The organism is Opitutaceae bacterium TAV5, from assembly GCA_000242935.3.
Lineage (GTDB): Bacteria > Verrucomicrobiota > Verrucomicrobiia > Opitutales > Opitutaceae > Geminisphaera.
Genome location: CP007053.1, coordinates 6,113,901 through 6,136,497, shown reverse-complemented (window position 1 = coordinate 6,136,497; position 22,597 = coordinate 6,113,901). Strand labels below are relative to the sequence as shown.

Here is a 22,597-nt window from a genome sequence, read left to right as displayed (position 1 = left end):
TAATTCCTTTCTGTGGTTTGTCCTCTGTATCTTTGTGTCTCTGTGGTTAATTTTTCGGTTTTTGCGCAGTGAGCAATCAGCCGTGGCCGGTCGAGGCGCGCAGGGTTTCGATGAGAGAGGCGCGGATCGTCGCGGGCGCGGCGCCGGGTGAGGTCAGCGCCCGGATGAGCTGGCGGCTGGCGAGTTCGGCCAGCTCGGCATGGGAGACGCCGATGCAGGACAGGGGCGGGTCGAAAAACGGCGACATCTGGTAATCACCCACACCGATCACCGCAATGTCGTCGGGGATGCTCAGGCCGTGCTCGCGGATCGCCCGGTACGCGCCCATGGCGAGCGCATCGGAAACCGCGTACAGGCTGTCGCAACGTTGCGACCTGCCGCTGCGGCCGGTCGGTTTTTCGTATGTCTTCAGGTAGCTTTTCATCGCCTCGTAGCCGGCGGCTTCGGAGAGCTGTTCCGCCACCACCTCGACAGCGGGAGTTCCGGTCAGCTCGGCGCTGCGTCGCAGGAAGTTGGCGACACGGCTTTGTGTGATCTGTGTGAGAGGGCTGCCATGAAGCACGGCGTGCCGCGAACGTCGTGTGCCGGCGAATACTTCTGCCGGGCGACTGCCGCAGGTGTCCGGCTCGATCACCGAGGTGCAGCCGGGCACGGCGCGGTTGACGAGGACGGCAGGGAAGGGGAGCGGCGTACGCGCGAGGAACAGGTCATCCTCCGCCACGGTGTTGAGGATGATGGCGGCGTTGAAATGGTCGCCGGTGGTCAGGCCGGGCATTTCGCGCAGATGGCCGGCGGAAAACATCTCGATCATCACCGAGCAGGTGCAGTCGGCCTGCGCGAGCGTGCTCGCCTCGACCTCGCGGCGCAGCGCGAGGATGAAGTGGTTGATGAGCGGGATCGGCGCCTCGAAGCTGGTGACGAGCGCGAGAAAAAGGGAGTTCTTTGCGCTGCCACCGCCGCGCAGTTTTCGGGCACCGATGTTGGGCAGATAACCGAGCCGGGCCGCGGCCTTGCGGATGGCCTGCGCCGTTTCGTGCGTGATGCGGCGTTCGAGGTGGCGGTTGTTGAGCACGCTGGAAACGGAACCGACCGAAACGCCGGCCAGCGCGGCAATGTCCTTCAGCCCGGCGCGTCCGCTGCGCGGCGACGGAGACGCGGATGGTTTTTTCTTAAGCATGTTCATGTTCTCCAATGCTAAAATTTTTGGATGGTTTTAGCAGTTCGACAAAAGCCGGCGACATCAAATATCCCCTTTCCTGTATCTGTCTGGCTAAAACATTATTTCAGCCGGACGGTTTCCCGAACGTTTACTCTCGATCTCTCCTCCCTATGGCTACTCCTCTCTTCCTCGGCATCGACGTCGGCACGGGCAGCGCCCGCGCCGGGCTTTTTACGGAAAACGGCCGCATGCTCGCCTCGGCCAGCCGCGCCATCCGGATGTGGAAACCGCGTCCGGATTTTGTCGAACAATCCTCCGACGACATCTGGGCGGCCTGCGGCGAGGCCGTGCGCGAGTCCCTGAAAAAGGCCGGTGCAAAACCGGAGCAGGTGCAGGGCATCGGTTTCGACGCGACGTGTTCGCTGGTCGCGGTGGACGCCGTGGGGCAGCCGGTGACGGTGAGCCCGGACGGCAACGACGCACAAAACGTCATCGTCTGGATGGATCATCGCGCCATCGACCAGGCGGCGCGGATCAACGCGACGGAGCATGCGGTGCTGCGTTATGTGGGCGGGGTGATTTCACCCGAGATGGAGACACCGAAGCTGCTTTGGCTGAAGGAAAACCTGCCCGAAACCTGGCGGCGGGCGGCACGCTTTTTCGATCTGCCGGATTTCCTCACCTGGCGGGCCACGGGCGACGACACGCGTTCGCTCTGTTCGCTCGTCTGCAAGTGGACCTACCTCGGCCATCGCGGCCTCGACGGCGCAGGCTGGGACGAGAGTTATTTCCGCGAAATCGGCCTCGGCGATCTGGCGGCGGAGCGTTTCCTGCGGATCGGCACGCGGGTGCGCCCGATGGGCGAACCGGTGGGGCGCGGGCTCACGGAAAAGGCGGCCCGCGAACTCGGGCTGGTGCCGGGAATCGCGGTGGGCGTCTCGATCATCGACGCGCACGCGGGCGGACTCGGCATGCTGGGCGCTCCGCTCGGTAACAAAAAAACCACGACGGCGGCGCTCGGCGCGCGCCTGGCGCTGATCGGCGGTACGTCGTCGTGCCACATGGCGGTGTCCCCGGAGCCGCGGTTCATCAAGGGCATCTGGGGTCCGTATTTTTCGGCGATGATTCCCGGCCTGTGGCTGACCGAGGGCGGGCAGTCGGCGACGGGGGCGCTCATCGACCACATCATTTTCTCGCACGCGGCGGCGGCCGGATTGCAGGAGGAAGCGAAAAAACAGGGACGCACGATCTACGAACTGCTCAACGAACGGCTGGATGCGCTGGCGGCAGCGGAAAAGGCGACCGGCGCGATCCGGCATCCGGCGGAGCTGACGCGCGAACTCCACGTGCAGCCGGATTTTCACGGCAACCGTTCACCCCGCGCCAATCCGACACTGCGCGGCGCGATCAGCGGGCTGACGCTCTCCGCCACGGCGGACGATCTGGCGCGCCAGTATCTGGCGGCGATCCAGGCGGTGGCGTACGGTACGCGGCACATTCTGGAGGAGATGAACCGGAAGGGCTATGCCATCCGCACGCTGTTTGTCTGCGGAGGCGGGACCAAAAATCCGGTCTTCCTGCGTGAGCATGCGGATATCACCGGCTGCAAGCTCGTGCTGCCGAAAGAGCCGGAAGCGGTGCTGCTCGGCTCGGCGGTGCTGGGTGCGGTGGCGTCCGGCCGTCACGAATCGGTTGTCGCGGCGATGAACGCGATGAACGTGGCCGGCCAGACGCTGGCTCCGGCAGCGGGAGCGGTCCGCGCGTATCACGAGAAAAAGTACGAGGTTTTCCAGCGGATGCACCGTGATTTCCTCGGGTATCGGCGGCTCATGACGCCGGCCGGCAAGAGGCGGAAGTAACGGTGAAGTGGCACGGGCTTCCAGCCCGTGTTTCGAAAGGAAGAGAGGACCACAAGAAAGAGGAATGCTTGCGGCGCGGAGCGCCGTCCACGGGCAAGGATGCCCGTGCCACGTCGAGCCGACGACTTCGTCGTCAGCGGGCGGGACGCCCGCGCTACTTCTCCCGCCGGTAGGCTTCGGCGAGGAGGCTGATCGGGTGACGGACGGGGGTCGTGCGGCCGCGCGCGCGGAGGCCGTTTTCGAGCTGGATGTGACAGCCGGGATTGGCCGTCGTGACGAGGGTGGCGCCGGTTTCGGCAATGTGGTCGAGTTTGCGGTCGAGGAGTTTTGCAGACATCTCGGGCTGCGTGATGTTGTAGATGCCGGCGCTGCCGCAGCACCAGTTGGATTCTGGCAATTCGACGAGTTCGAGTCCGGGAATGGCGCGGAGAAGATCGCGGGGTTGTTTCGTGACCTTCTGCCCGTGGCAAAGGTGGCAGGACTCGTGATAGGTGGTGCGACCCGGAAGCGGGTGATTGCCGGATTCGCAGGCGCCGTCGCCATCGCAGGTTTTTGCCGGATCGTGACGGCAGGGTGTGGCGGGCGGGCGGCAACCGGTTTCCGCGAGGTATTCGTGAATGTCGCGGACTTTTTTGTCCCAAAGCGCAGCGCGGGCGGCGTAGGCGGGATCGTCGTGGAGGAGGTGACCGTAGGACTTGAGGTGAGCGCCGCAGCCGCCGGCATTGGTGATGATGGCGTCGTAGTTTTCCGGCGGCATCAGGTCGATGAGGCGGCGGGCGAGAGCACGGGCGTCGGCGAGGTCGCCGTTGTGGGCGTGGAGCGAGCCGCAGCAGGGTTGCACAGGGGGCGTGTGCACCTCGACGCCGTTGGCGAGGAGGACGTCGGCCGTATCGCGGTTGATGTCGGAAAAAACGAGGTCCTGCACGCAGCCGGTGAGCAGGGCGACGCGGCGCGAGACTAACGCAGGGGCATCGGGGGCGGGCGAAGTGGCTGAAAAGTCGAGGGAAGAGGCTCCGGAGGCATCAGGGGCAGGATGCCCGTGCCACGAGGCGGGCGAGACGCCCGCGCCACTTTTATCCGGTCGCTCCACGGGGCGAATGAGCTGATGGCTGAATTTCGCCCGGATGCGCGGGGCCTGCGGTTCGAGGCGACGGAGGTTGGACGGGAGCAGACGATTGAGGCGAAACTTGCGAAACAGCCATTGTCCGCCGGAAGCCTGCCAGAGCCAGAGGCCGCGGCCGAAGAGGCGGAGGAGGCGGGGACGTGTGAAGAGAAATTTGACAACGGTGGCGCGCCAGAAATTGCGTTGCGGGGCGGAGAGCACGTTGACGCGCTCGACTTCGGCACGAGCGGTTTCGAAAAGTTGCGCGTAGTTGACGCCGGCGGGGCAGGCGGTTTCGCAGGCGAGGCAACCGAGGCAGAAATACATTTCGTCACCGAAGGCGGCGGTGGCGGTGATTTTTTCGTCGGCAATCGCGCGCATGAGCGCGATGCGGCCGCGCGGGCTGTGGCGTTCGAGTTTGGTCGCGTCGTAGGTCGGGCAGGTCGGCAGGCACATGCCACAGTGCATGCACTGCTGGAGAACCGAGTAGTCGAGATGCGCGAGGAGGCCGGGAGAGCTGCCAGTGCCGGGCAGATTCGCGTCCGGAGATTCGGCGGTAGGGATGCTCATGGTGCGTGTGGTGATCGCTTGCCGCGCGTCACAGATCGAATATTTTTCCGGGATTGAGCACGCCTGCCGGATCGAAGGCGCGTTTGAGCGTGCGCATCGCATCGAGGCTGGCGCTGGAGTACTGCTTCGTCAGGAACGCCTTTTTCGCCACGCCCACGCCGTGTTCGCCGGTGATCGTGCCGCCGAGGCTGAGTGCGTACTCGAAGATTTCCTTCATCGCGGCTTCCACGCGGTGCATTTCCTCCGTGTTGCGTTCGTCGGTGAGAAAAGTCGGGTGCAGGTTGCCGTCGCCCATGTGCCCGAAAATGCCGACACGCAGGTGATGCCGGTCGGCGCACTCCCGGCAAAATCTCACCATCTTCGCAAGCTCGCTGCGCGGGACGGTGGCGTCTTCAAGGATCGTGGTCGGCGAAACACGGGCGAGCGCGGAAAACGCCACGCGGCGGGCGGCGGCGAGGCGGAGCGACTCGGCCTCGTCGGCGGCGATCTGCACGGAAGTCGCGCCACAGGCGAGGGCGATCTCGCGCATGGCAGCGGCCTCGGTCTCGACGACGGAGGCAGGGCCATCGGTCTCCATGAGCAGCACGGCGGCGGCGTCGGTGGGCAGGCCGACATGCGCGTAGTCCTCGACGCAACGGGCGGTCGTCTGGTCAAGAAACTCGAGCGTGCAGGGGATGATTTTTTGCGCGATGATGGCGGATACCGTATCGGCCGCGGCTTCCATCGTGTTGTAGAGCGCGAGGAGCGTGCGCTTGGCGGCGGGTTTGGGCACGAGCTTGAGGAGGACTTTGGTGATGACGCCGAGCGTGCCTTCGCTGCCGATAAAAATGTCGCGCATCGAGTAGCCGGCGACGTCCTTCACGCATTTGGAGCCGAACCAGGCGATGTCGCCGCTGGCGAGGACGACCTCGATGCCCATGACGTAGTCGCGGGTCACGCCGTACTTGAGGCCGCGCAGGCCACCGGAGTTTTCGGCGACGTTGCCGCCGATGGTGGAGATTTTTCCGGAGCCGGGATCGGGTGGATAAAAAAGCCCGGCGGCGGCGGCGGTTTCGGCGATTTTTTGGGTGATGGCGCCGCACTCGGCGAAGAGCGTGAGGTTGGCGCTGTCGGTTTCGAGAATCGCATCCATTTGCGTGGTACAGAGGACGACCGCGCCGGGGACGGGCAGGCTGCCTCCGCTGAGGCCGGTACCGGAGCCGCGGGTGATGACCGGAAACGTGGCGCCGGGCGTGTTGGCGAGCCTGAGCAGGGCGGAGATTTCCTGCGGGGTTTTGGCGAGAACCACGGCGGCAGGCAGCGCCTGGAGGGCGGCAGTGCCATCGTAGCTGTAGGCGAGGAGGTCTTCGGGCGTGTGCAGGAGACGTGCGGCCGGGAAGATTTTTGCGAGTTGCGCGAGGAGCGCCGGTGGAGTGGGCACCGGCGAGGCGGAGACAGCGGAGGGTGAGGGCATGGTGGCGGGAAACAGGCGATGGTCGGGAAGTGGTCGGAGAGGTCGTCGAAGAACGTATGTCTGGCAGGGGTTCGTCGATTTTCAAATCACGAATATGAGCGGATGTGAGCGGATTGATTCAAAAAAGCGAGAGTGTTCAGCCATGGAGAACAACGGGAAAGCAGTCGACCGGCCGCTGATTGAAGCAGAATGGAGCGGGCGCGTCTTTGGCGCGGCTTGACCGGATTTTCATTTTTTTGATCCGGCGACCGGGCGGACCGGCGAGGGCGGGGCAAATCACACGCCGCGTCGTTTGATTTTTTTGTCCGGCAAGCGGATGGTCCGGACCGGAGGCAGCCAGCCTCCCCGCTCAGCCATGAACACACAAACTCCGGTCAGCGACCATATAGAGACCAACGGCATCGTCTATTTCGCGCGCATGGTGGACAAAATCCGTCTGCACGCCGCGGGACGCCTGCCCACCGACTTCCATGCCCACCTCGGTTTCGCCGATCCGACCAGCTTCGATGCCCGTTTTTGCCGCTTCTGGGAACTCGACTACGAGCAGGTCAGGGTTCGCACCCTGCAAGGCGGCACGGCGGAGGCGATTTTCGCCGACCTGTTTCGCGACCGCAAACCGCCCAACGTCGAGCAGATCCTGGTCTGGAATCTGTTTCTGCTGAAACGCGGCTGGCGCGACAGCGGCAGCGACGGCCTCGCGGCCGACAAGGCCCGCAGCGGGTTTGCCGGTCGCGACGATATCCGGACCTTTGTCGATCTCCACGACGCCGAGGAGGGCAGGCCGGTCCGCGAGCGGTTCTGATCACGCCGCCCGCCCGGAGCCCTCCGCCCCGCGCGCACCATGGCTCCTAAACCAGATGCGGCTGGCGCTCGCCGGACGCGATCACCGGAGCATGGCGGGAAAGCCTCACCATCGCCAGCGCGGTCAGCGAGACAGCGCCGGCGCCCCACATCACCGCCGGCGTGCCAAAGTGATCGACCACGATGCCGCCGGCCACGGAGCCGATGGCGATGAAGATCTGGAAAACGGAAACCATCATCGCCGCGCCGCCTTCGAGAGCGTCGGGCGCGGATTTGAACACCCACAACTGAAGGGCGACCGGCATGGCGCCGAAGGTGAGGCCCCAGGCGATCACCAGAACGCTGGCGCCGGCCGGAGACAGCCCGACAACCGGAAGAAGCAGGATCGCTGTCGCCATCAACAGGATGACGGTGACCAGCGTGCGTCGCAGATCGCGCGCCGCAGCGGCGCCGCCAGCAAAGTTGCCGACGATGCCGGCCACGCCGTAGGCGAGCAGCAGTGTGCTCAGCATACCGGGATTCACGCCCGTCTGCTGCTTCAGAAAGGGAGCGATGTAAGTGTAGGCGGCGAAGTGCCCGGCGATCACGAAAGCGACGGTGAATAGTCCGTTCCGCGCGTCGGCGTTTCGCAGCAGGTGGGTGATTTGCCTCACGCCCAAAACCTGTTTCGGGCGGATGGACGGCAACAGGAAAAACTGCGCCACGCCGACCACCAGCGCGATACTGCCGACCAGCGCGAACGCAAAACGCCAGCCTGCGAAATTGGCGATCAACGCGCCGGCCGGCACACCGATCACCGTGGCAATCGAGATCCCCGCAAGGATGATAGTCGTCGCCCGGGCCATCGACGCCGGCGGCACGAGCCGGCTGCCGAGCGCGACGGCAACGGTCCAGAAACCGCCCAGCGTGATGCCGAACAAGACCCGCGCGACCAGCATCACGGCAAATCCGGGGGCCAGCGCGGCGACGAGATTGGAGACGACGAGCAGTGTGATCAACGACAGCACCAGCGTCCGGCGATCGACCTTGCCGGCCGCGACAGCCATGACCGGCGCGGCGAGGGCCGCGACGAGGCCGGGAATGGTGACCATAAGACCGGCGGTGCCGTCGGAAACGTGAAGACCCGCCGCGATATCGGTCAGCAGTCCGATCGGCAAAAACTCCGACGTGACCACGACGAACGCGCCGAGCGCGACGGACAGCACCGCGAGCCACGATTGCAACGGGGAGCGGTGAGGGCTGGCGATGGTCTGGATGCGAGATTGACTCATGAGGTTGCGGGTGTCCGGCGCAGTGATGGCAGGAATGCGGGCCGGGTTCAGTTGGAACCGCCGGAGACGGGCAGGCTTTGTCCGGTGACCCAGCCGGAGTCGTCCGAAGCGAGAAACACGGCCACCCGGCCGATATCGTCGGGTTGACCGATGCGCCCCAGAGGAGTCCGGGAGACGACGTCCTTCTGGAAATCCGAACCCTCGAAGCCGGCGGCGTGAAACCCTTCGGTTTCGACCATGCCGGGATTGAGTGAGTTTACCCGGATGCGACGCGGACCAAGCTCCTTGGCGAGTGATCGGGAGATCGCATCCACCGCGGCCTTGGTCGCGCTGTAAACCGATGCGCCGGCGGGAGCGGCCGTGCTCACGAGCGAGCTGATGTTGATGATGACCCCGCCGGCTTCGGGATCGAATTGCGCCGCGGCTTGCTGCGAGGCGAGCAGGAGACCGAGGACGTTGAGATCGAACTGCCGGTGGAAATGCGTTTCGGTGACCTCAGCAAGCGGAGCGAAGTCAAAGATGCCGGCGTTGTTGACAAGGATGTCGATCCGGCCGAAAGCGGCTTTGGCTTCGGAAAAGAGACGATCGATGTCCGGTTTTTTCGATACATCCGCCTGCATGGCGATGGCTTTGCCGCCGGCGGCGGTGATGGTCGAGACGACCCGCTCGGCCGCTTCGCGGCTGGAGGCGTAATTGACAACAACAGTCGCGCCGGCGGCGGCGAGGTGGCGGGCGATGGCGGCGCCGATGCCCTTGGAGGCGCCCGTGACGAGCGCGGTTTTTCCTGCGAGTTTATGTGTGACGGTGCTCATGATGGTGGAGAAAAAATTCAGGAAGTAGCGGCATGCGTCCCTGCATGCCGCTACGTTCTAGTTGGTTTCGGGAGCGATGGTCGGTGATGCCACCCCGTCCGGCGCGTGGGCGGGCTTCGGTTTTTTCACACCGAGCTTTTCCAGGACGACGTAGAACACCGGCGTGAGGAACAGGCCGAAGATCGTGACGCCGATCATGCCGGCAAAGACCGCCACGCCCATCGCGCGGCGCATCTCGGAACCGGCGCCGGTCGAGACGACCAGCGGGAAGACGCCGGCGATGAAGGCGATGCTCGTCATGAGGATCGGGCGCAGGCGGAGGCGCGACGCCTCGATGGCGGCCTCGGTGATGCTCTTGCCTTCCTCGCGCAGTTTCACCGCGAATTCGACGATCAGGATCGCGTTCTTGGCCGCGAGGCCGATGAGCACGATCAGGCCGATCTGGGTGAAAATGTTGTTGTCGCCTTTCGTGATCCACACGCCGGCCATGGCAGAGAGCAGCGCCATCGGCACGATGAGCAGCACGGCGAAGGGCAGCCGGAAGCTCTCGTACTGGGCGGCCAGCACGAGGAAGGCGAGCAGCACGCTGAGCGGGAAAATCACGATGCCGGTATTGCCGGCGATGATACGCTGGAAGGTCAGTTCGGTCCATTCGGTAGCCATGCCCTGCGGGAGGGTGTCGATGGCGAGTTTTTCCATCAGCGCCTCGGCGTCGCCGGAGCTGGTGCCGGGCGCGGGAGCGCCGTTGATCTCGGCGGCGGGATAGCCGTTGTAACGCATGACGCGGTCGGGTCCGTAGGTCTCGCTGACCTTGACGAGCGAACCGAGGGGGACGAGTTCGCCGGCGGCGTTGCGGGTCTTCAGGCGGCGGATGTCTTCGGCGCTGTCGCGGAAATCGGCATCGGCCTGGGCGAGCACCTGCCAGGTGCGGCCGAAGCGGTTGAAGTCATTCACGTAGAGCGAGCCGAGGTTGATCTGGAGCGTCTCGAAGACGTTTTGCAGCGGCACGCCCATGGTCTTGGCGCGGGCGCGGTCGATGTCGGCCTCGAGCTGCGGCGTGTTGACGGTGTAGCTCGAAAAGATGCCGGCGAGGCCGGGCGTCTGGTTGGCGCGACCGATGAGATCCTGCGTGGCGGCATAGAGGGAATCGAGGCCGGCGTCGCTGCGGTCCTGCACGTAGAGCTTGAAGCCGCCGATGGAGCCGAGGCCCTGCACGGCGGGCGGCGGGAAGATGGCGATGAAACCGTCCTGGATCCCGGCGAACTGTTGCTGGAGTTGCTGCGCGATGGCGGGGCCGGAGAGGTCCTTCGACTTGCGGTGTTCGAAGTCCTTGAGGCCGACGAAGACGATGCCGCTGTTGGGCGAATTGGTGAAGCCGTTGATCGAAAGGCCGGGGAACTCGATCGCGTTGGCCACGCCGGGATGCGCGAGCGCGATCTCGGACATGCGGCGGATGACGGCGTCGGTGCGATCGAGCGAGGCGGCGGCGGGGAGCTGGGTGAAGGCGACGAGATATTGTTTGTCCTGCGAGGGCACGAAGCCGGCGGGCGTCTTCTGGAAGAGGAGCGCGGTGACGACGAGCAACCCCACGTAAACGACAAGCGCGATGACGGAGAGGCGCAGGAGGCGGGCAACGCCGTTGGAATAGTTTTGGGAGATCCACTCGAAAAACCGGTTGAACGGACGGAAAAACCAGCCGAACGCGAAATCCATGGCGCGGGTGACGCGGTCTTTCGGCGCGTGGTGCGAGCGCAGGAGGAGCGCGCTGAGCGCGGGCGAAAGGGTCAGCGAATTGAACGCCGAGATGACGGTCGAGATGGCGATGGTGAGCGCGAACTGTTTGTAGAACTGGCCGGTGAGTCCGCTGATGAAGGCGGTCGGCACGAACACGGCGGAGAGCACGAGCGCGACGGCGATGATCGGGCCGGTGACCTCGCGCATGGCGCGGCGCGTGGCCTCGACCGGCGAGTGGCCGAGGGCGATGTTGCGCTCCACGTTTTCGACCACGACGATGGCGTCGTCCACCACGATGCCGATGGCGAGCACGAGGCCGAAGAGCGAAAGGGCGTTGATGGAAAAACCGAGCGCGCTCATCGCGGCGAAGGTGCCGACGAGCGAGACGGGCACGGCGGCGAGCGGGATGATCGAGGCGCGCCAGGTTTGCAGGAAAAGGAGCACCACGATGACCACGAGCACGATGGCCTCGATCAGGGTGTGCACGACGGCCTCGATGGAGCTGCGCACGAAGATGGTGGGATCGTAGACGATGTCGTAGGCGAGACCCTCGGGGAAACGTTTGGCGAGATCGGCCATGGTGGCGCGGATGGCGTCGGACGTGGCGATGGCGTTGGAGCCGGGGAGCTGCGCGATGGGCAGGGCCACGGCGGCCTTGTTGTTGAGCAGCGAACGCAGCGAGTAGCTGTCGGCGCCGAGTTCGATCCGGGCCACGTCGGCGAGGCGGACGCGCTCTCCGCCGGGTCCGGTCTTGATGATGATGTCGGCGAATTCCTCCTCGGTGATGAGGCGGCCGCCGGCGTTGATGAGGAGTTCGGTTTCGGAGAGGCGGGAGCCGGCGGGTTGCTGGCCGACGGCGCCGGCGGCGACCTGCACGTTTTGCTCGCGGATGGCGGCGACGATATCGGAGGCGGTGAGGCCGCGCGCGGCGACCTTGCCGGGATCGAGCCAGATGCGCATGGCGTAGTCGCCCGAGCCGAAGAGCCGGACCTCGCCGACGCCCTCGACGCGGGAGAGCACGTCCTTGACCTGGATCGTGGCGTAGTTGCGCACGTAGATGTCGTCGTAGCGGCCGTCGGGCGAGAAGAGGTGCACGACCATGAGCAGATCGGGCGAGGTTTTCGTTGTCGTGACACCGACACGACGGACTTCCTCCGGCAGCTTGGGCAGCGCCTGGGCGACGCGGTTCTGCACCTGCACCTGGGCGGTGTCGAGGTCGGTGCCGAGGCGGAAGGTGATGGTGAGCGTCATCACGCCGTCGGCCGTGGCCTGCGAGAACATGTAGAGCGAATTCTCGACGCCGGTGATGGCCTGTTCGAGCGGCGCGGCGACGGTCTCGGAAATGGTTTTCGGGTTGGCGCCGGAATAGGTGGCACGGACCACGACGGTCGGCGGCACGACCTCGGGATATTCACTGATCGGCAGGCGGAAGAGCGCGATGGCGCCGACGAGGAAAATGATGATGGACAAAACGCCGGCGAAAATCGGGCGCTTGATGAAGAAGTCGGAGAAGTTCATGCGAGTGGACTGGACGCGGGCTTGTTCGGTGGCGTGCAAAATCCCGTAGGGGCGCACTTCATGTGCGCCCGTTCGCAGAACGAAGCGACAAACGCCATTCGCGGGCGCACGTGAAGTGCGCCCCTACGGGAGGTGTATCGGTTTTATCTGAGTGCGACGGCGGTGGCGGCGGCGGGCGCGTCACTGGCGAGTTCCGGCGTGACGGTCATGCCGGGGCGCACACGATGGAGGCCGTTGACGATGACACGCTCGCCGGGCTTGAGGCCGTCGCGGACGACGCGCTGGCTGTCGAGCGCCGGGCCGATCCTGACGGTGCGGTAGGCGACGGTGTTGTCCGTGCCGACCGTGAAGACGAATTTCTGGTTCTGGTCGGTGCCGATGGCGCGTTCGCTGACGAGCAGCGACGGCTCGGGCGAGCTGACCGGCAGGCGGACGCGGGCGAAGAGCCCGGGGACGAGCCGGCCATCGGTATTCGGGAAAACCATACGCACGACGAGACTGCCGGTGGCGGGATCGATGCGGTTGTCGGTGGATTCGATAACGCCACGGTGCGGGAAGTTTTCCTCGTCGCTCAACTGCATCTCGACCGGCACGCGGCCGTCCTTGTCCGTGGCGATGCGGCCGGCGGCGCGGAGGCGGTTGAAGGCGAGAACGGTGTCCTCGTCCACATCGGCGTACACATAGACCTCGCCGACCGAGACGATGGAGGTCAGCAGGGTTGCGCCGGCGGGCGAACCCGAGACGAGATTGCCTGCGGTGACGTAGGCGCGGCTGACGCGTCCGCTGACCGGTGCGCGCACCTCGGTGTGTTCGAGGTCGAGTTGTGCGGTGGCGAGGGTGGCTTCGGCGGAGAGCAGTTCGGCGCGGGCCTCGGCGACGCGGGTGCTGCGGGTGTCGGCTTCCTCGACCGAGATGACGCGGGCCTTGAGCAGGGCGTCGGAACGGCGTGCCTCGCGTTCGGCGATGCTGAGGCGGACGCGGGCGCGTTCGACCCCGGCCGTGGCCTGGTCGACCTGCGCCCGGTACTGGCGCGGGTCAATCAGGAAGAGCACGTCGCCCTTGTTGACGAGTTCGCCGGACTTGAGCCGGACTTCGTCGATATAGCCGGAAACGCGGGGACGCACTTCCACCGTTTCGGTGGCATCGACACGGCCGAGCAGTTCGCGGTGATCGGTGACGATGCGTTGCTCGACCGGGGCGACGGTGACCTTGGGCGCCGGCGGGGGAGTGGGCGAACCGGTTTCCGCGGCGGTCACGCCACTGGTGAGATAAACGCCTCCGCCCACCCCGAGCGCGGCGAGGAAGAGCAGGACAAATGGCAGACGGAAGCGGGAAGCGAGGGAAACCCCGGTGGTTCCCGCGGCGGCAGCAACGGGTGTGGTCGTGTCGTTGCCGGAGACTGAGTCGGCTGGATTCATAACGAATGGATGGATGACGTGGTAGTAGTTGACTAAATAGTAAACAATCTGGGCAAAAAAACGCTATGCCGGTTCGGGCAAGCGGTTGACGCCGAGAGTTTCGAGCGCGAGGTCGGGAAGGATGCGGAGAAAGGCGAGGTCGTTCTGGATGCGCGCCTGGCCGAGGCTGCCTTCGAAGAGGGCGAAAAGGCTGCGTGCCTTGGCGGTGGCATCGCCGGGAGGCAGGGAGCCTTCGGCCTGGGCATCGCGGATGGCGGATTCGAAATAGCGGATCTGGCGCTGGAGAATTTCCTGCACCTTGAGGCGGATGGCTTCGTCCTGCGTGCAGATTTCCGAACCGAGGGAAAAGCATGGGCATCCGAGGACGCAGCCGTGCTCCTTTTGCAGGCGTGCCTGGTTGTTGTGGCTGGACTGGAAAAAATTGCGGATGCGTTCGAGCGGAGGCAGGGAGGCGGAAAAAAGGCTGTCCCAGACGGGCTTGCTGTTGTCGGTCCAGTTGGTGTCGATCGCGGCGACGGCGAGATCCGACTTGGAATCGAAGAAGTAATAAAAACTGCCTTTCTTGACACCGGCCTTGTCGCAGATGGCGTCGATCGTGACCATGCCGTAGCTGCGCTCCCAGATCAGATCGCGAGCGGCTTTGAGCAAACGTTCCTTGGCGTCACTTGGTCGGCCCATGGGAAAGGACCTTGTTGACTAAATGGTAAACTACAAGCGCCGGGTGCATTTTTTTCGAAATGCGAGCGTGCCCGCACTCGGGTTTCGTGCCGGACGGCACCGGAGCTACAGTGCCTCGATCTGCTTGAGCACCTTGTCGATTCGGTCCTTGGGCTGGCCGCTGCCTCCGGGAATGACGAGTTTGCCGGACCTGTCCACGACGACGAGATGGGGTATGGAACCAAGGACGGTTGTCTGGTTGAGCAGGAACATCCGGTTGACCTTGTCGAAGGGTACCAGCAGCGAGCTGAAGTCGATCTTCTTCAGGTAGTCCTTCATCTCGGGAATGCTTTTGTCTCTGGAAACGATGAGCAGCTTGATGTGGCTGTCGTCGCGGTCTTTCAGTCCGGCATACCATTTCATGACGTCGGGCGTGGCTTGGGCGGAATAGGGACACCAGCCGGCGGTGTAGTAGATGGCGAGATACTCGGGGCCGCCGTCATGCAGAAAATCGACGGGCTCGAGCGTCGCGGCATCGACCACGCCGGTGGCCAGTTCCTGATAGAGGCGCGAGGCCGGGGGCGGCGTGACCACCGCCTGAAGGCAGGCGGCATAAAAATCGGTCGCGGCGGGATCGACGCGATAAGTGACGTTTTTTTCCGGCTGGAGGATGTTGAGTTGCCGACCGTCGAACTCCATCAGCGGAAATGATTTTCCCGCGGCCAGCACCGTGCCGTCGTTCCAGGCCTGCTCGTCCCTGAGTTGCACGGTATAGGGCCACAGCTCCTTGCGGTTCCGCAGGGCGGCGGGCGTGAGTTTTTGTTGTTCGGGCGTGAATGTCGCCAGCCGCGCATCCGCGTCCTGGATAAGGGTTGTATCGGAAATATCGACACTGAAGATGCTTTTTCCGTCGGGGAACCAGAGCTGGCAGCCTTTGTTGTCGATGCCGGAAATGCGCAAGCTCTGGCCGGCCTGGATGGACGTGCCGTCGGCAAAGGCGAGGCCCTTCTTCAGGGTGGTGGTTTCGGGCAACCACAGCGGATTGCGTCGCAAGTCGGCCGGTGTGACGGCAAGGACGCTTGCCGCCGCCGCAACAAAGAGGAAAAGCGAAACGACAGGCAGCCGGAACAGATGTGTGATCATAACGGATGAATTCCGGACGGAGAGAATGCCGGACGTCATGATTTTCAAGGGACTCCGTGTTTGTATAAGCAACTTGCAACAGCGCCGGTGCTGGCGTGAGCGATTCTGTCGGGTCACCGCGACGGGAGCGCGTCGGCGGAGAATGATGGCGGGAACCGGGAGTCGCCCGTTGACCGAACGGTATCGGGGACCCGGGTTTCGATCATCGTCCCATCCATCCGCCGTCGACGAGGAGGATGGAGCCGTGGACGTAGCGGGAGGCGTCGCTGGCGAGGAAGACGACGGGGCCCTTGAAGTCGTCGGGTTCGCCCCAGCGTCCGGCGGGGATGCGGTCGAGGATGGATTTGGCGCGGGCGGGATCGTTGCGCAGGGCCTCGGTGTTGTCGGTGGCGATGTAGCCGGGAGCGATGGCGTTGACGTTGACACCCTTGCCGGCCCACTCGTTGGCGAGGGCCTTGGTCAGTTGCCCGACGCCGCCCTTGCTGGCGGCATAGCCGGGGACGTTGATGCCGCCCTGGAAGGTGAGCAGCGAGGCGGTGAAGATGATCTTGCCGGAGCCCCGGGCGATCATGTCGCGACCGATCTCGCGCGAGAGGATGAACTGGGCGCTGAGGTTGGTTTCGATGATGGCGTCCCAGTACTCGTCGGGATGTTCGGCGGCGGGCTTGCGGAGGATGTTGCCGGCGTTGTTGACGAGGATGTCGATGACCGGATGGGCAGCCTTGACCTCGGCGATGAAGGCGGTGAAGGCGTCTCGCTTCGAGAAGTCGGCAGCGTAGCCGGTGAAGGTGCGGCCGAGCGCTGCGACGTCGCGGGCGACACCGCTGACCGCGCCGCTGGCGGTGGTTTCGAGCGTGGCGCTGACGCCGACGATGTCGGCGCCGGCTTCGGCGAGAGCGACGGCCATGGCGCGGCCGATGCCGCGTTTGCAGCCGGTGACGAGGGCGGTTTTTCCAGTGAGGGAGAACATGGGTTTCGGTTCAGGGTTCAGGATTCGGAGTTTGGTGTTCGGAGTGACGGCATGCAATGCGGCGGAACTGGCGAAGAGTGATTAAAGCAAATCCCGCCTCCCGCGTCTTTGGCGCGGATTGACGGGATTGTCACTTTTTTGACGTGCCGGGCTCGCAGGTGCGGGTCATGCATCTCTCCGGATACCCTGCCGTTGTTCTTTTGACATCGGCAAGGCCGGGTAACAGGTTCGCCTGCATGTTGATGAACCTGTGTTTTCCTCTCGCCTGGCGCTCTTCCGTTCGCCACCGGGTGCAGCCGGTCGGCACGCGTTATCCGAACATTACGGGCATCCTTTGCCTGTGGATTGTTGTGATGGCGGTCCCCTCAAAACTCTCCGCCAACGCCGGGGTTTTTGGCGGTTCGGGTTACGATATCGAACTCATCCGGAACGACGATATCCGGATGGTCAGCGAAACCGTAACGATCGTGCCAGGACGCGGACGCGAACCGTTTGACGGCGGACTGCCCGGGCTCGACCGGGTGAGTTTTACCTGTCACTTCGTTCTCCAGAACCTTCGCGCCGAGCCTGTGAGCGTGCAAGTCGGGTTCCCGCTCGACAGCGAGTATCTCGAAGCAGATCGCAGTCCCGACGCCCAAAATACCGACCTTGGGGCGCATGTGGAACATTACCGCTTCGTCGCGCACGACGGCCAGCGCACGTATTCGCTACGCCATGTTCCCGGCGACAAAAAGAAAAAATTCCGCAGCCTTTTTATGTGGGATATGGATTTCGCTCCCGACGAAACCAAAAACCTGCGCGTCTCTTACCAGATACCGATTGCTGTCAGCATGGGGGCGACCTACTGGCGGCCGGGACAGAAGTGGCCCGACACGGATTACCCCGACTGGCAGGAAAACCTGGCTGACTGCATGGTCGAATGGTTCAGTTATGTGACTGCCACCGGCGCGAGCTGGGCGGGCGGCGTCATCGGGAAAGCCACCTTCTCCATCCGCCTCGATCCCTTCGACCGCTACATCGCCACGCGTCCGCTCTTCGGCGAAAACAAATCACTCAACAAAAACGAGGCGCGCGCCCGTGAAAAATTGCCGACGTTGACGCCTCCCGTCGTGCGCCTTCTCGCGCCCTCGTCCGACGAATGGAAACCGGATGCCCGGAAAAAAGAGTTCCTCACCCGCGAACTCCACCACTTCCGTCCGACGGATGCGGACAACATTCACGTCCTGTATTACCTGGTTTTTTTCCCGATGAACGCGCAGGAAACGGAACGTTTCATCGGACGTCTTGGCAGTTTCAACAAACGCCAGCCCGAGAAAAATTTTGGCGGCAAGCCCGATCGCGTGGCCGCCGATTTTGACGCGCTTCGCGATATTTTCCGCGAATTTAACGGCGAGCGCACGGGCAATCCGGCGATTGAAAAATTCGTTTCAGGACAACACTGGCGCGGCGTCGAGCCGCTGAAAAAGATCCCCGACGAGGTTTTTCAGGCGATAGAAAATCTTCGTTCCCGATATCTCGCGGCGCCATAGCCTGCGCCGGCCGAAGAGCTGTCGATTGTCATTAGTTCTGGTTTGGTAAGTTAACAGAATGCGCAGAAAGAAGAAGGAAATGCCGGATTTGACAGCCACAAAAAGGCACAAAAGAACACGCCGCGCATGGAATCCTCCATCGCGCTGGTTGCGCGCCGTCCCGTGCCCGGGAGACGGCTTGGGAGTTTGTGTGGGTTTATCGACTGGAACACGAGGGGCCGTTTACACTGCATCCGGAGGAAATCGACGACGGGCGCTGGATCACTCCGGAAGATCTGGCGCGCGAGTCCACGGAAGATCCCAAGACATTTGCGAGGTCATTCCTCTATCTGTGGTGGCAGTTGGAGGCAGCGGGCAAACTTGGACTTCCGATCTTTGATCTGTGACCAGATAATAGGTCGTCATTTTCCGATTATATATAAGTCGCTAACTTCAAGGGTATTGCTCTCGGTTTTGGAGTTGAGTCCGATTGAGATCTTCATTGGTTTTCCAACATCGGCCTGCAAGAAGTTCTCATAGGAGACGTAAACTACATGCCATTCGCCATCGGCAGGAAATAATGAAAAGGGAGTGTAGCTCTGTCGTCCTTGATCATCCCAGGCCATAAGCCGAATGGTCGCAGGATTTGCACAACGCGCTCTCAGCAATACGCCTGTGGTGCGGGCGGAATCCACTTCCTGAGGCAAGGTAAAGCGGGGATACGCCCAGCGGTCCACGCCTTCGGGGAAATCCACACGAAAGCCCCATGTCGTTGGTGCCTGATGTTCGAATACAATCCGGCCACTGGAATGATTCGTCCAGCGATAAGATTCCCCCAGAGACAGCGGAAATTGATAATTGCTCTCCTTGAGATGCCTTCCGATGTCCCAGCCACCCGACGCATTTAGCAGCAGAACAACAGGAGCAACCCGTTCACCGCCATCGGAAGTTGTGGTGATATCAAGCTGTTTTGTCTCAGCAAATCCAGCAGGCAATGTTTCAACATCGACTTCCATCGTCACAATCTCACGCGCCCCACCTGCCACGGTAATTGTTTTCCGGGACGCGCTCGCGCCTGCCTGAAGCGTAATTCGGCGGGCGTCTTTGCCCAAATTATTGACTCCTACATTAACCGGAATTCGCGTCATTTCCTTAGGGAAGAAGTAACCTGATGAGGACACGGCGGACAGGGATTTCATGTCCATCTGAGGCTGCAAAACAATGGGGGTGGCTGATGGCGGCGGAGGAGATTTCTTTTGGGCCAATTGATAGAGGCGCATGGCTTCCGTATCCTCGACCAGCAGATTTTTCACGTCTCTGGCTGCCACTTTTAGATAAGCGATGCCATCCGGAATGGGAAATGTTTGCCCGTCCGCCAGCTCTAACAGGCGTCCATCAATGCCTTGGGCGGATTGCACCGGGAACGGCACCTTCATTATGGCGCCCAATGCCACCGTCCCGGAATACGCCACGACTAACATCGATTCCTTGTCGTCAGGTATTTCAAACACACGAAATCGTTTGGCATCCTTGGCGGTTTCCTCTGGCAGATCCCCCGCATAAACAGTTCCTGACAAGGCGTGCGCCGCCTGAGCGGAAGCGGCCAGCGTTCGCAATGGCGTCCTCATATGATCCAGCATCCCATAATGTCTCGAACCTGAACGTTCACTATAAGCCGGATACACAAAGGGGAAGAACCGCTCAATTCCACAAGCCCGGGATTCCACCGCTTGCATGGCGTAGGTGAGGGCCGTTCTTGCCTGGACTTCGCGATCTGGACGCACTCCTGATTTCCCGGGCCGGGTAATTCCGGTTTCCGTCAACCAGAGTGGTTTGTGGGGTTGGCCGAATTCCGCCAGCCACATGCGGTGCTGTCCAATCAGTCGCTCCAGCCCAAGCGGGTCGCCATAATAATGAAATGAAACGAATTCGCATTCATCCAACAGTCCATTGCGCGCGGCAAGTGAGATGTAGGCGCGACCGTTCGTCGCAAACACGCCGCCTCCAATCGGCGTATCAATGCCCGCCTCACGCATCGTGTAACGAATCGTCTTGAGCAAAGGCAGATACTGGTCGGCCGGCTGATGCCCACCAAAGGCAATATCCGGCTCATTCCAAACTTCCAGCGCACCCCAATAAGCATGCCACCGACGCGCAAGTTCACGCCATGAACGTGATGCCGCCAAAAGATCATCGGGGAAGCGTCCTCCTTGCGACCTGCCCCATCGCATGGGGGCATTGTGAAAAACTTCCAACAGGGATATCCCGGCCTCCGCGTACATCTTGCGCGTGCTCTCATAAGCAGACTTCGTTTCCCAATTCCACTTATCTTCCCGCACATGTATGTCTTGCCACGCCATTCTCTCCCGGACCAATGCTGACGAACCGATTACGTTTCGCAGGTTCCGAATTAGTTCGGGGCGCTCTTCCGGTTTCGTCAGCCAGGACAAGGCCGCATCAATGTCTAAAAACGAATCCACCTGGTTGACCGGGACATTCAACAAGGAATGACGATTCCGGCTCCATATGCCCGTGGCGGGACTGTCCGGGGAAGCTTCCGGAAAAATCAGCTCATAAAAACCGGCAGGCAACGCGGCTTGAACCGAGACTTTCCCGGCGTCATCCATGGATGCCCGTCCTCGCGCGATCTCCTTCCCCTCGTAGTTGAGAATACGATAATGGGGTTCTCCCGCCAATATCGGACCTTTATCTCCCTTTGCGGCAAAAGTCAGCCGAACGGCCTCTTTGTCCAGAGGGAATAGTTCGGTGATATTCTCCGGAACAAGTGCGGAGGACAGGCATATTCCCGCTGAAGGAAGAATGCACAGGCATTGAATGATGCGGCGGCGTAGCGAGATCATGGATAAAATGAAAGGGGAATGGTGGCAATGATCAGCAGGAAGGCATCGGTCTGCTGAGGCGGAGCGCAACGGGGACGAATCAGTTCCCGACCGATTTGGTATAAAACACGTCCCAGCGATTCTCGATCTCCTGCCGGGAAAAAGACCTTACATGGCCATCGGCAAACAGGGCATTGGTGCGTTCGCGATGCGGATACGACACACCATCAAAGACAGTTGGATCCGATGAGTTGAAATCGGGATTTCCTGTTCTTCCATCGGTGACGAGCAATGATTGGGAGGGAGTCCTGATATAGGACATGGCAAGACCCACGGGCTTGATTTCCTTCGGGTCTCTCTTGAGAGTATTTCCCAAGTAGTATCTATGTGCGGCGGTCATTTTGTAAGTGATCCATGTGATACCTTCTACTCCGACCGAGCCAGGGCACCCTAATGGTCCTTTGGGATTGCACGCGGCCACCGTCCCATTCCAACTCGGCTGCACAACCAGACCCAAGTAGGGAGCCGTGTTGTATTGCCAGTTGTTATCATAAGATCCGTCCCCCTTTGCCCAACTGAGGGGATAGTGGTCTTTATGATCGGTCGCAAACGCGATGAAAGCCTGACCTATTTGCCGAAGATTACTGGTGCAGAGAGAGGCTTTGGCTGTCTCGCGAACCCGCCCCACTACGGGAATCAGAATCCCCGCCAGAATGCCGATAATGGCAATAACCGTGAGTAACTCGACAAGGGTGAAACCGGATGAACGATGGCGGGGGCGGGGGAGGAGGGGATTCATGATGAATTTGATTTTGAAGGATAAGTCGGGGAAAGAGTGGAAGCCGTGCTATCGGGAAAGATGGCTCTTCCTCCAGGCAAGCAAGCCAACTGCCAGACCTGCCGTCAGCGCCAGCAACAGGGCAACATTCCCTGGTTCGGGCACAATGGCCAGCGAGGTTGTCAGTTTGAAATTATCGATGGAATACTTGTCAGTATCCGACACGCCCGCGCTCGTATGAATACGAAAAGCGGTCACTCCAATTGATGCCGTGTCTGCCGTGGAGAGCCCTGCGTCCACCCAATCCTTAAGAGTGGTATCGGTCGTCCCATTGGTCAAAAACACACGGACCTTTTGAGTGTCCATGTCCAAGCTCAATCCAATGTTGTAGGAAACTGAGGCGTTATAGCCATTGATCTTTCCTTTGATAGTCGAAACTTCGCCATTCACTATGAGGTTCCAGTCACCATTGCTCTTAACAAAAACCGAAAGAACATTGTCGGTGGATCCTGCCCAAGTATCGCCTGACGGAGTTGTTTTCCAGAAACCAACGCTGATCCAACCTGTGGTATCTGTAATGATATCCGCGGTGATCGTCATTACTCCTCCGATGTAAGCGGAAGGAACCGCAATACCCATTGCGGTTGGATAAATGGTTCCAGCAGTATTTTTGTAGGAGGTAATTTTGCCATCTGCAGTGAATACGCCATTCAGCAAGGTCGTGGCGGCTACCCAGGTCGCATTCCCCAACTGTGTTTCCGGAGAGGTCCCGCCCAGTCTGCTACCTTCAATGCGAGTGCCAGAAAGGGAGAAAGTATCTTCAATGATGACCGTTTGAGCAGTGGCAGCCAAAGCGAACACGCACGTGGTCAAAAAAATGGCAAGAGCCGCCATGAGGCGAGAAACCTCGCGTGGGAACAGGGAATCGGGAGTTGTTTTGTAATTCATAGTAATAACAGGGTGAAGTAGACAGCCTTTCAAAATCATTTGCTTCGGAGCGCAAT

16 protein-coding genes are annotated in these 22,597 nt (G+C 61.9%); 3 read left to right on the top strand and 13 right to left on the bottom strand.

The genetic code is table 11. The features are described 5' to 3' along the window. Nucleotides 1-76: 76 nt before the first annotated feature. Entirely contained in the window at nt 77-1,183 is a 1,107-nt protein-coding gene (locus OPIT5_25995) for a transcriptional regulator (protein ID AHF93156.1), read from the bottom strand. Between the two features lie 146 nt (nt 1,184-1,329). Here OPIT5_25995 and OPIT5_25990 point away from each other — a divergent pair, with 146 nt between their 5' ends. Next, nucleotides 1,330-3,018 carry a ribulokinase gene (locus tag OPIT5_25990; protein ID AHF93155.1) on the top strand — a complete coding sequence of 563 codons (1,689 nt, stop codon included), beginning with the start codon at nt 1,330-1,332 and terminating at the stop codon, nt 3,016-3,018. A 154-nt stretch (nt 3,019-3,172) separates the two neighbouring features. Here the strand turns inward: OPIT5_25990 and OPIT5_25985 are convergent, their stop codons facing one another. Both OPIT5_25985 and OPIT5_25980 read right to left on the bottom strand, forming a co-directional pair. Beyond that, nucleotides 3,173-4,690, bottom strand: coding sequence for a hypothetical protein (locus tag OPIT5_25985; protein AHF93154.1), 1,518 nt, complete (start codon nt 4,688-4,690; stop codon nt 3,173-3,175). Nucleotides 4,691-4,718: 28 nt separating this feature from the next. After that, nucleotides 4,719-6,143 (bottom strand): FAD-binding protein, encoded by a 1,425-nt coding sequence (locus tag OPIT5_25980; protein ID AHF93153.1) that lies wholly within the window; start codon nt 6,141-6,143, stop codon nt 4,719-4,721. A 355-nt stretch (nt 6,144-6,498) separates the two neighbouring features. On the opposite strand from OPIT5_25980, the gene OPIT5_25975 reads away from it, so the two are divergent. Continuing rightward, nucleotides 6,499-6,945 carry a hypothetical protein gene (locus OPIT5_25975; protein AHF93152.1) on the top strand — a complete coding sequence of 149 codons (447 nt, stop codon included), beginning with the start codon at nt 6,499-6,501 and terminating at the stop codon, nt 6,943-6,945. Between the two features lie 46 nt (nt 6,946-6,991). Here the strand turns inward: OPIT5_25975 and OPIT5_25970 are convergent, their stop codons facing one another. The 7 genes from OPIT5_25970 to OPIT5_25940 all read right to left on the bottom strand — a co-directional run bounded on the left by OPIT5_25970 (nt 6,992) and on the right by OPIT5_25940 (nt 16,467). Next, nucleotides 6,992-8,215, bottom strand: a complete 1,224-nt coding sequence (locus tag OPIT5_25970) for a transporter (GenBank protein AHF93151.1) — start codon at nt 8,213-8,215, stop codon at nt 6,992-6,994. A 47-nt stretch (nt 8,216-8,262) separates the two neighbouring features. Continuing rightward, complete coding sequence (locus tag OPIT5_25965) at nt 8,263-9,027, bottom strand: oxidoreductase (GenBank protein AHF93150.1); 765 nt, start codon at nt 9,025-9,027, stop codon at nt 8,263-8,265. A gap of 57 nt (nt 9,028-9,084) precedes the next feature. Continuing rightward, nucleotides 9,085-12,279 carry a transporter gene (locus tag OPIT5_25960; GenBank protein AHF93149.1) on the bottom strand — a complete coding sequence of 1,065 codons (3,195 nt, stop codon included), beginning with the start codon at nt 12,277-12,279 and terminating at the stop codon, nt 9,085-9,087. Between the two features lie 143 nt (nt 12,280-12,422). Further along, complete coding sequence (locus tag OPIT5_25955; GenBank protein AHF93148.1) at nt 12,423-13,697, bottom strand: membrane protein; 1,275 nt, start codon at nt 13,695-13,697, stop codon at nt 12,423-12,425. Nucleotides 13,698-13,760: 63 nt separating this feature from the next. Continuing rightward, entirely contained in the window at nt 13,761-14,375 is a 615-nt protein-coding gene (locus tag OPIT5_25950) for a TetR family transcriptional regulator (protein ID AHF93147.1), read from the bottom strand. A 105-nt stretch (nt 14,376-14,480) separates the two neighbouring features. Further along, on the bottom strand, nt 14,481-15,536 hold the full coding sequence (locus OPIT5_25945) for a hypothetical protein (protein ID AHF93146.1): 1,056 nt from the start codon (nt 15,534-15,536) through the stop codon (nt 14,481-14,483). A gap of 163 nt (nt 15,537-15,699) precedes the next feature. Continuing rightward, entirely contained in the window at nt 15,700-16,467 is a 768-nt protein-coding gene (locus tag OPIT5_25940; protein AHF93145.1) for a short-chain dehydrogenase, read from the bottom strand. 236 nt (nt 16,468-16,703) lie between these two features. Here OPIT5_25940 and OPIT5_25935 point away from each other — a divergent pair, with 236 nt between their 5' ends. Continuing rightward, nucleotides 16,704-17,996, top strand: a complete 1,293-nt coding sequence (locus OPIT5_25935; protein AHF93144.1) for a hypothetical protein — start codon at nt 16,704-16,706, stop codon at nt 17,994-17,996. Nucleotides 17,997-18,397: 401 nt separating this feature from the next. On the opposite strand, the gene OPIT5_25930 is transcribed toward OPIT5_25935, so the two are convergent. The 3 genes from OPIT5_25930 to OPIT5_25920 form a co-directional block, all read right to left on the bottom strand. Further along, nucleotides 18,398-20,836 (bottom strand): glycosyhydrolase, encoded by a 2,439-nt coding sequence (locus OPIT5_25930; GenBank protein AHF93143.1) that lies wholly within the window; start codon nt 20,834-20,836, stop codon nt 18,398-18,400. A 79-nt stretch (nt 20,837-20,915) separates the two neighbouring features. Continuing rightward, nucleotides 20,916-21,038 (bottom strand): hypothetical protein, encoded by a 123-nt coding sequence (locus tag OPIT5_25925; protein ID AHF94759.1) that lies wholly within the window; start codon nt 21,036-21,038, stop codon nt 20,916-20,918. 624 nt (nt 21,039-21,662) lie between these two features. Beyond that, nucleotides 21,663-22,541, bottom strand: a complete 879-nt coding sequence (locus OPIT5_25920) for a hypothetical protein (GenBank protein ID AHF93142.1) — start codon at nt 22,539-22,541, stop codon at nt 21,663-21,665. Between the last annotated feature and the right edge of the window lie 56 nt (nt 22,542-22,597).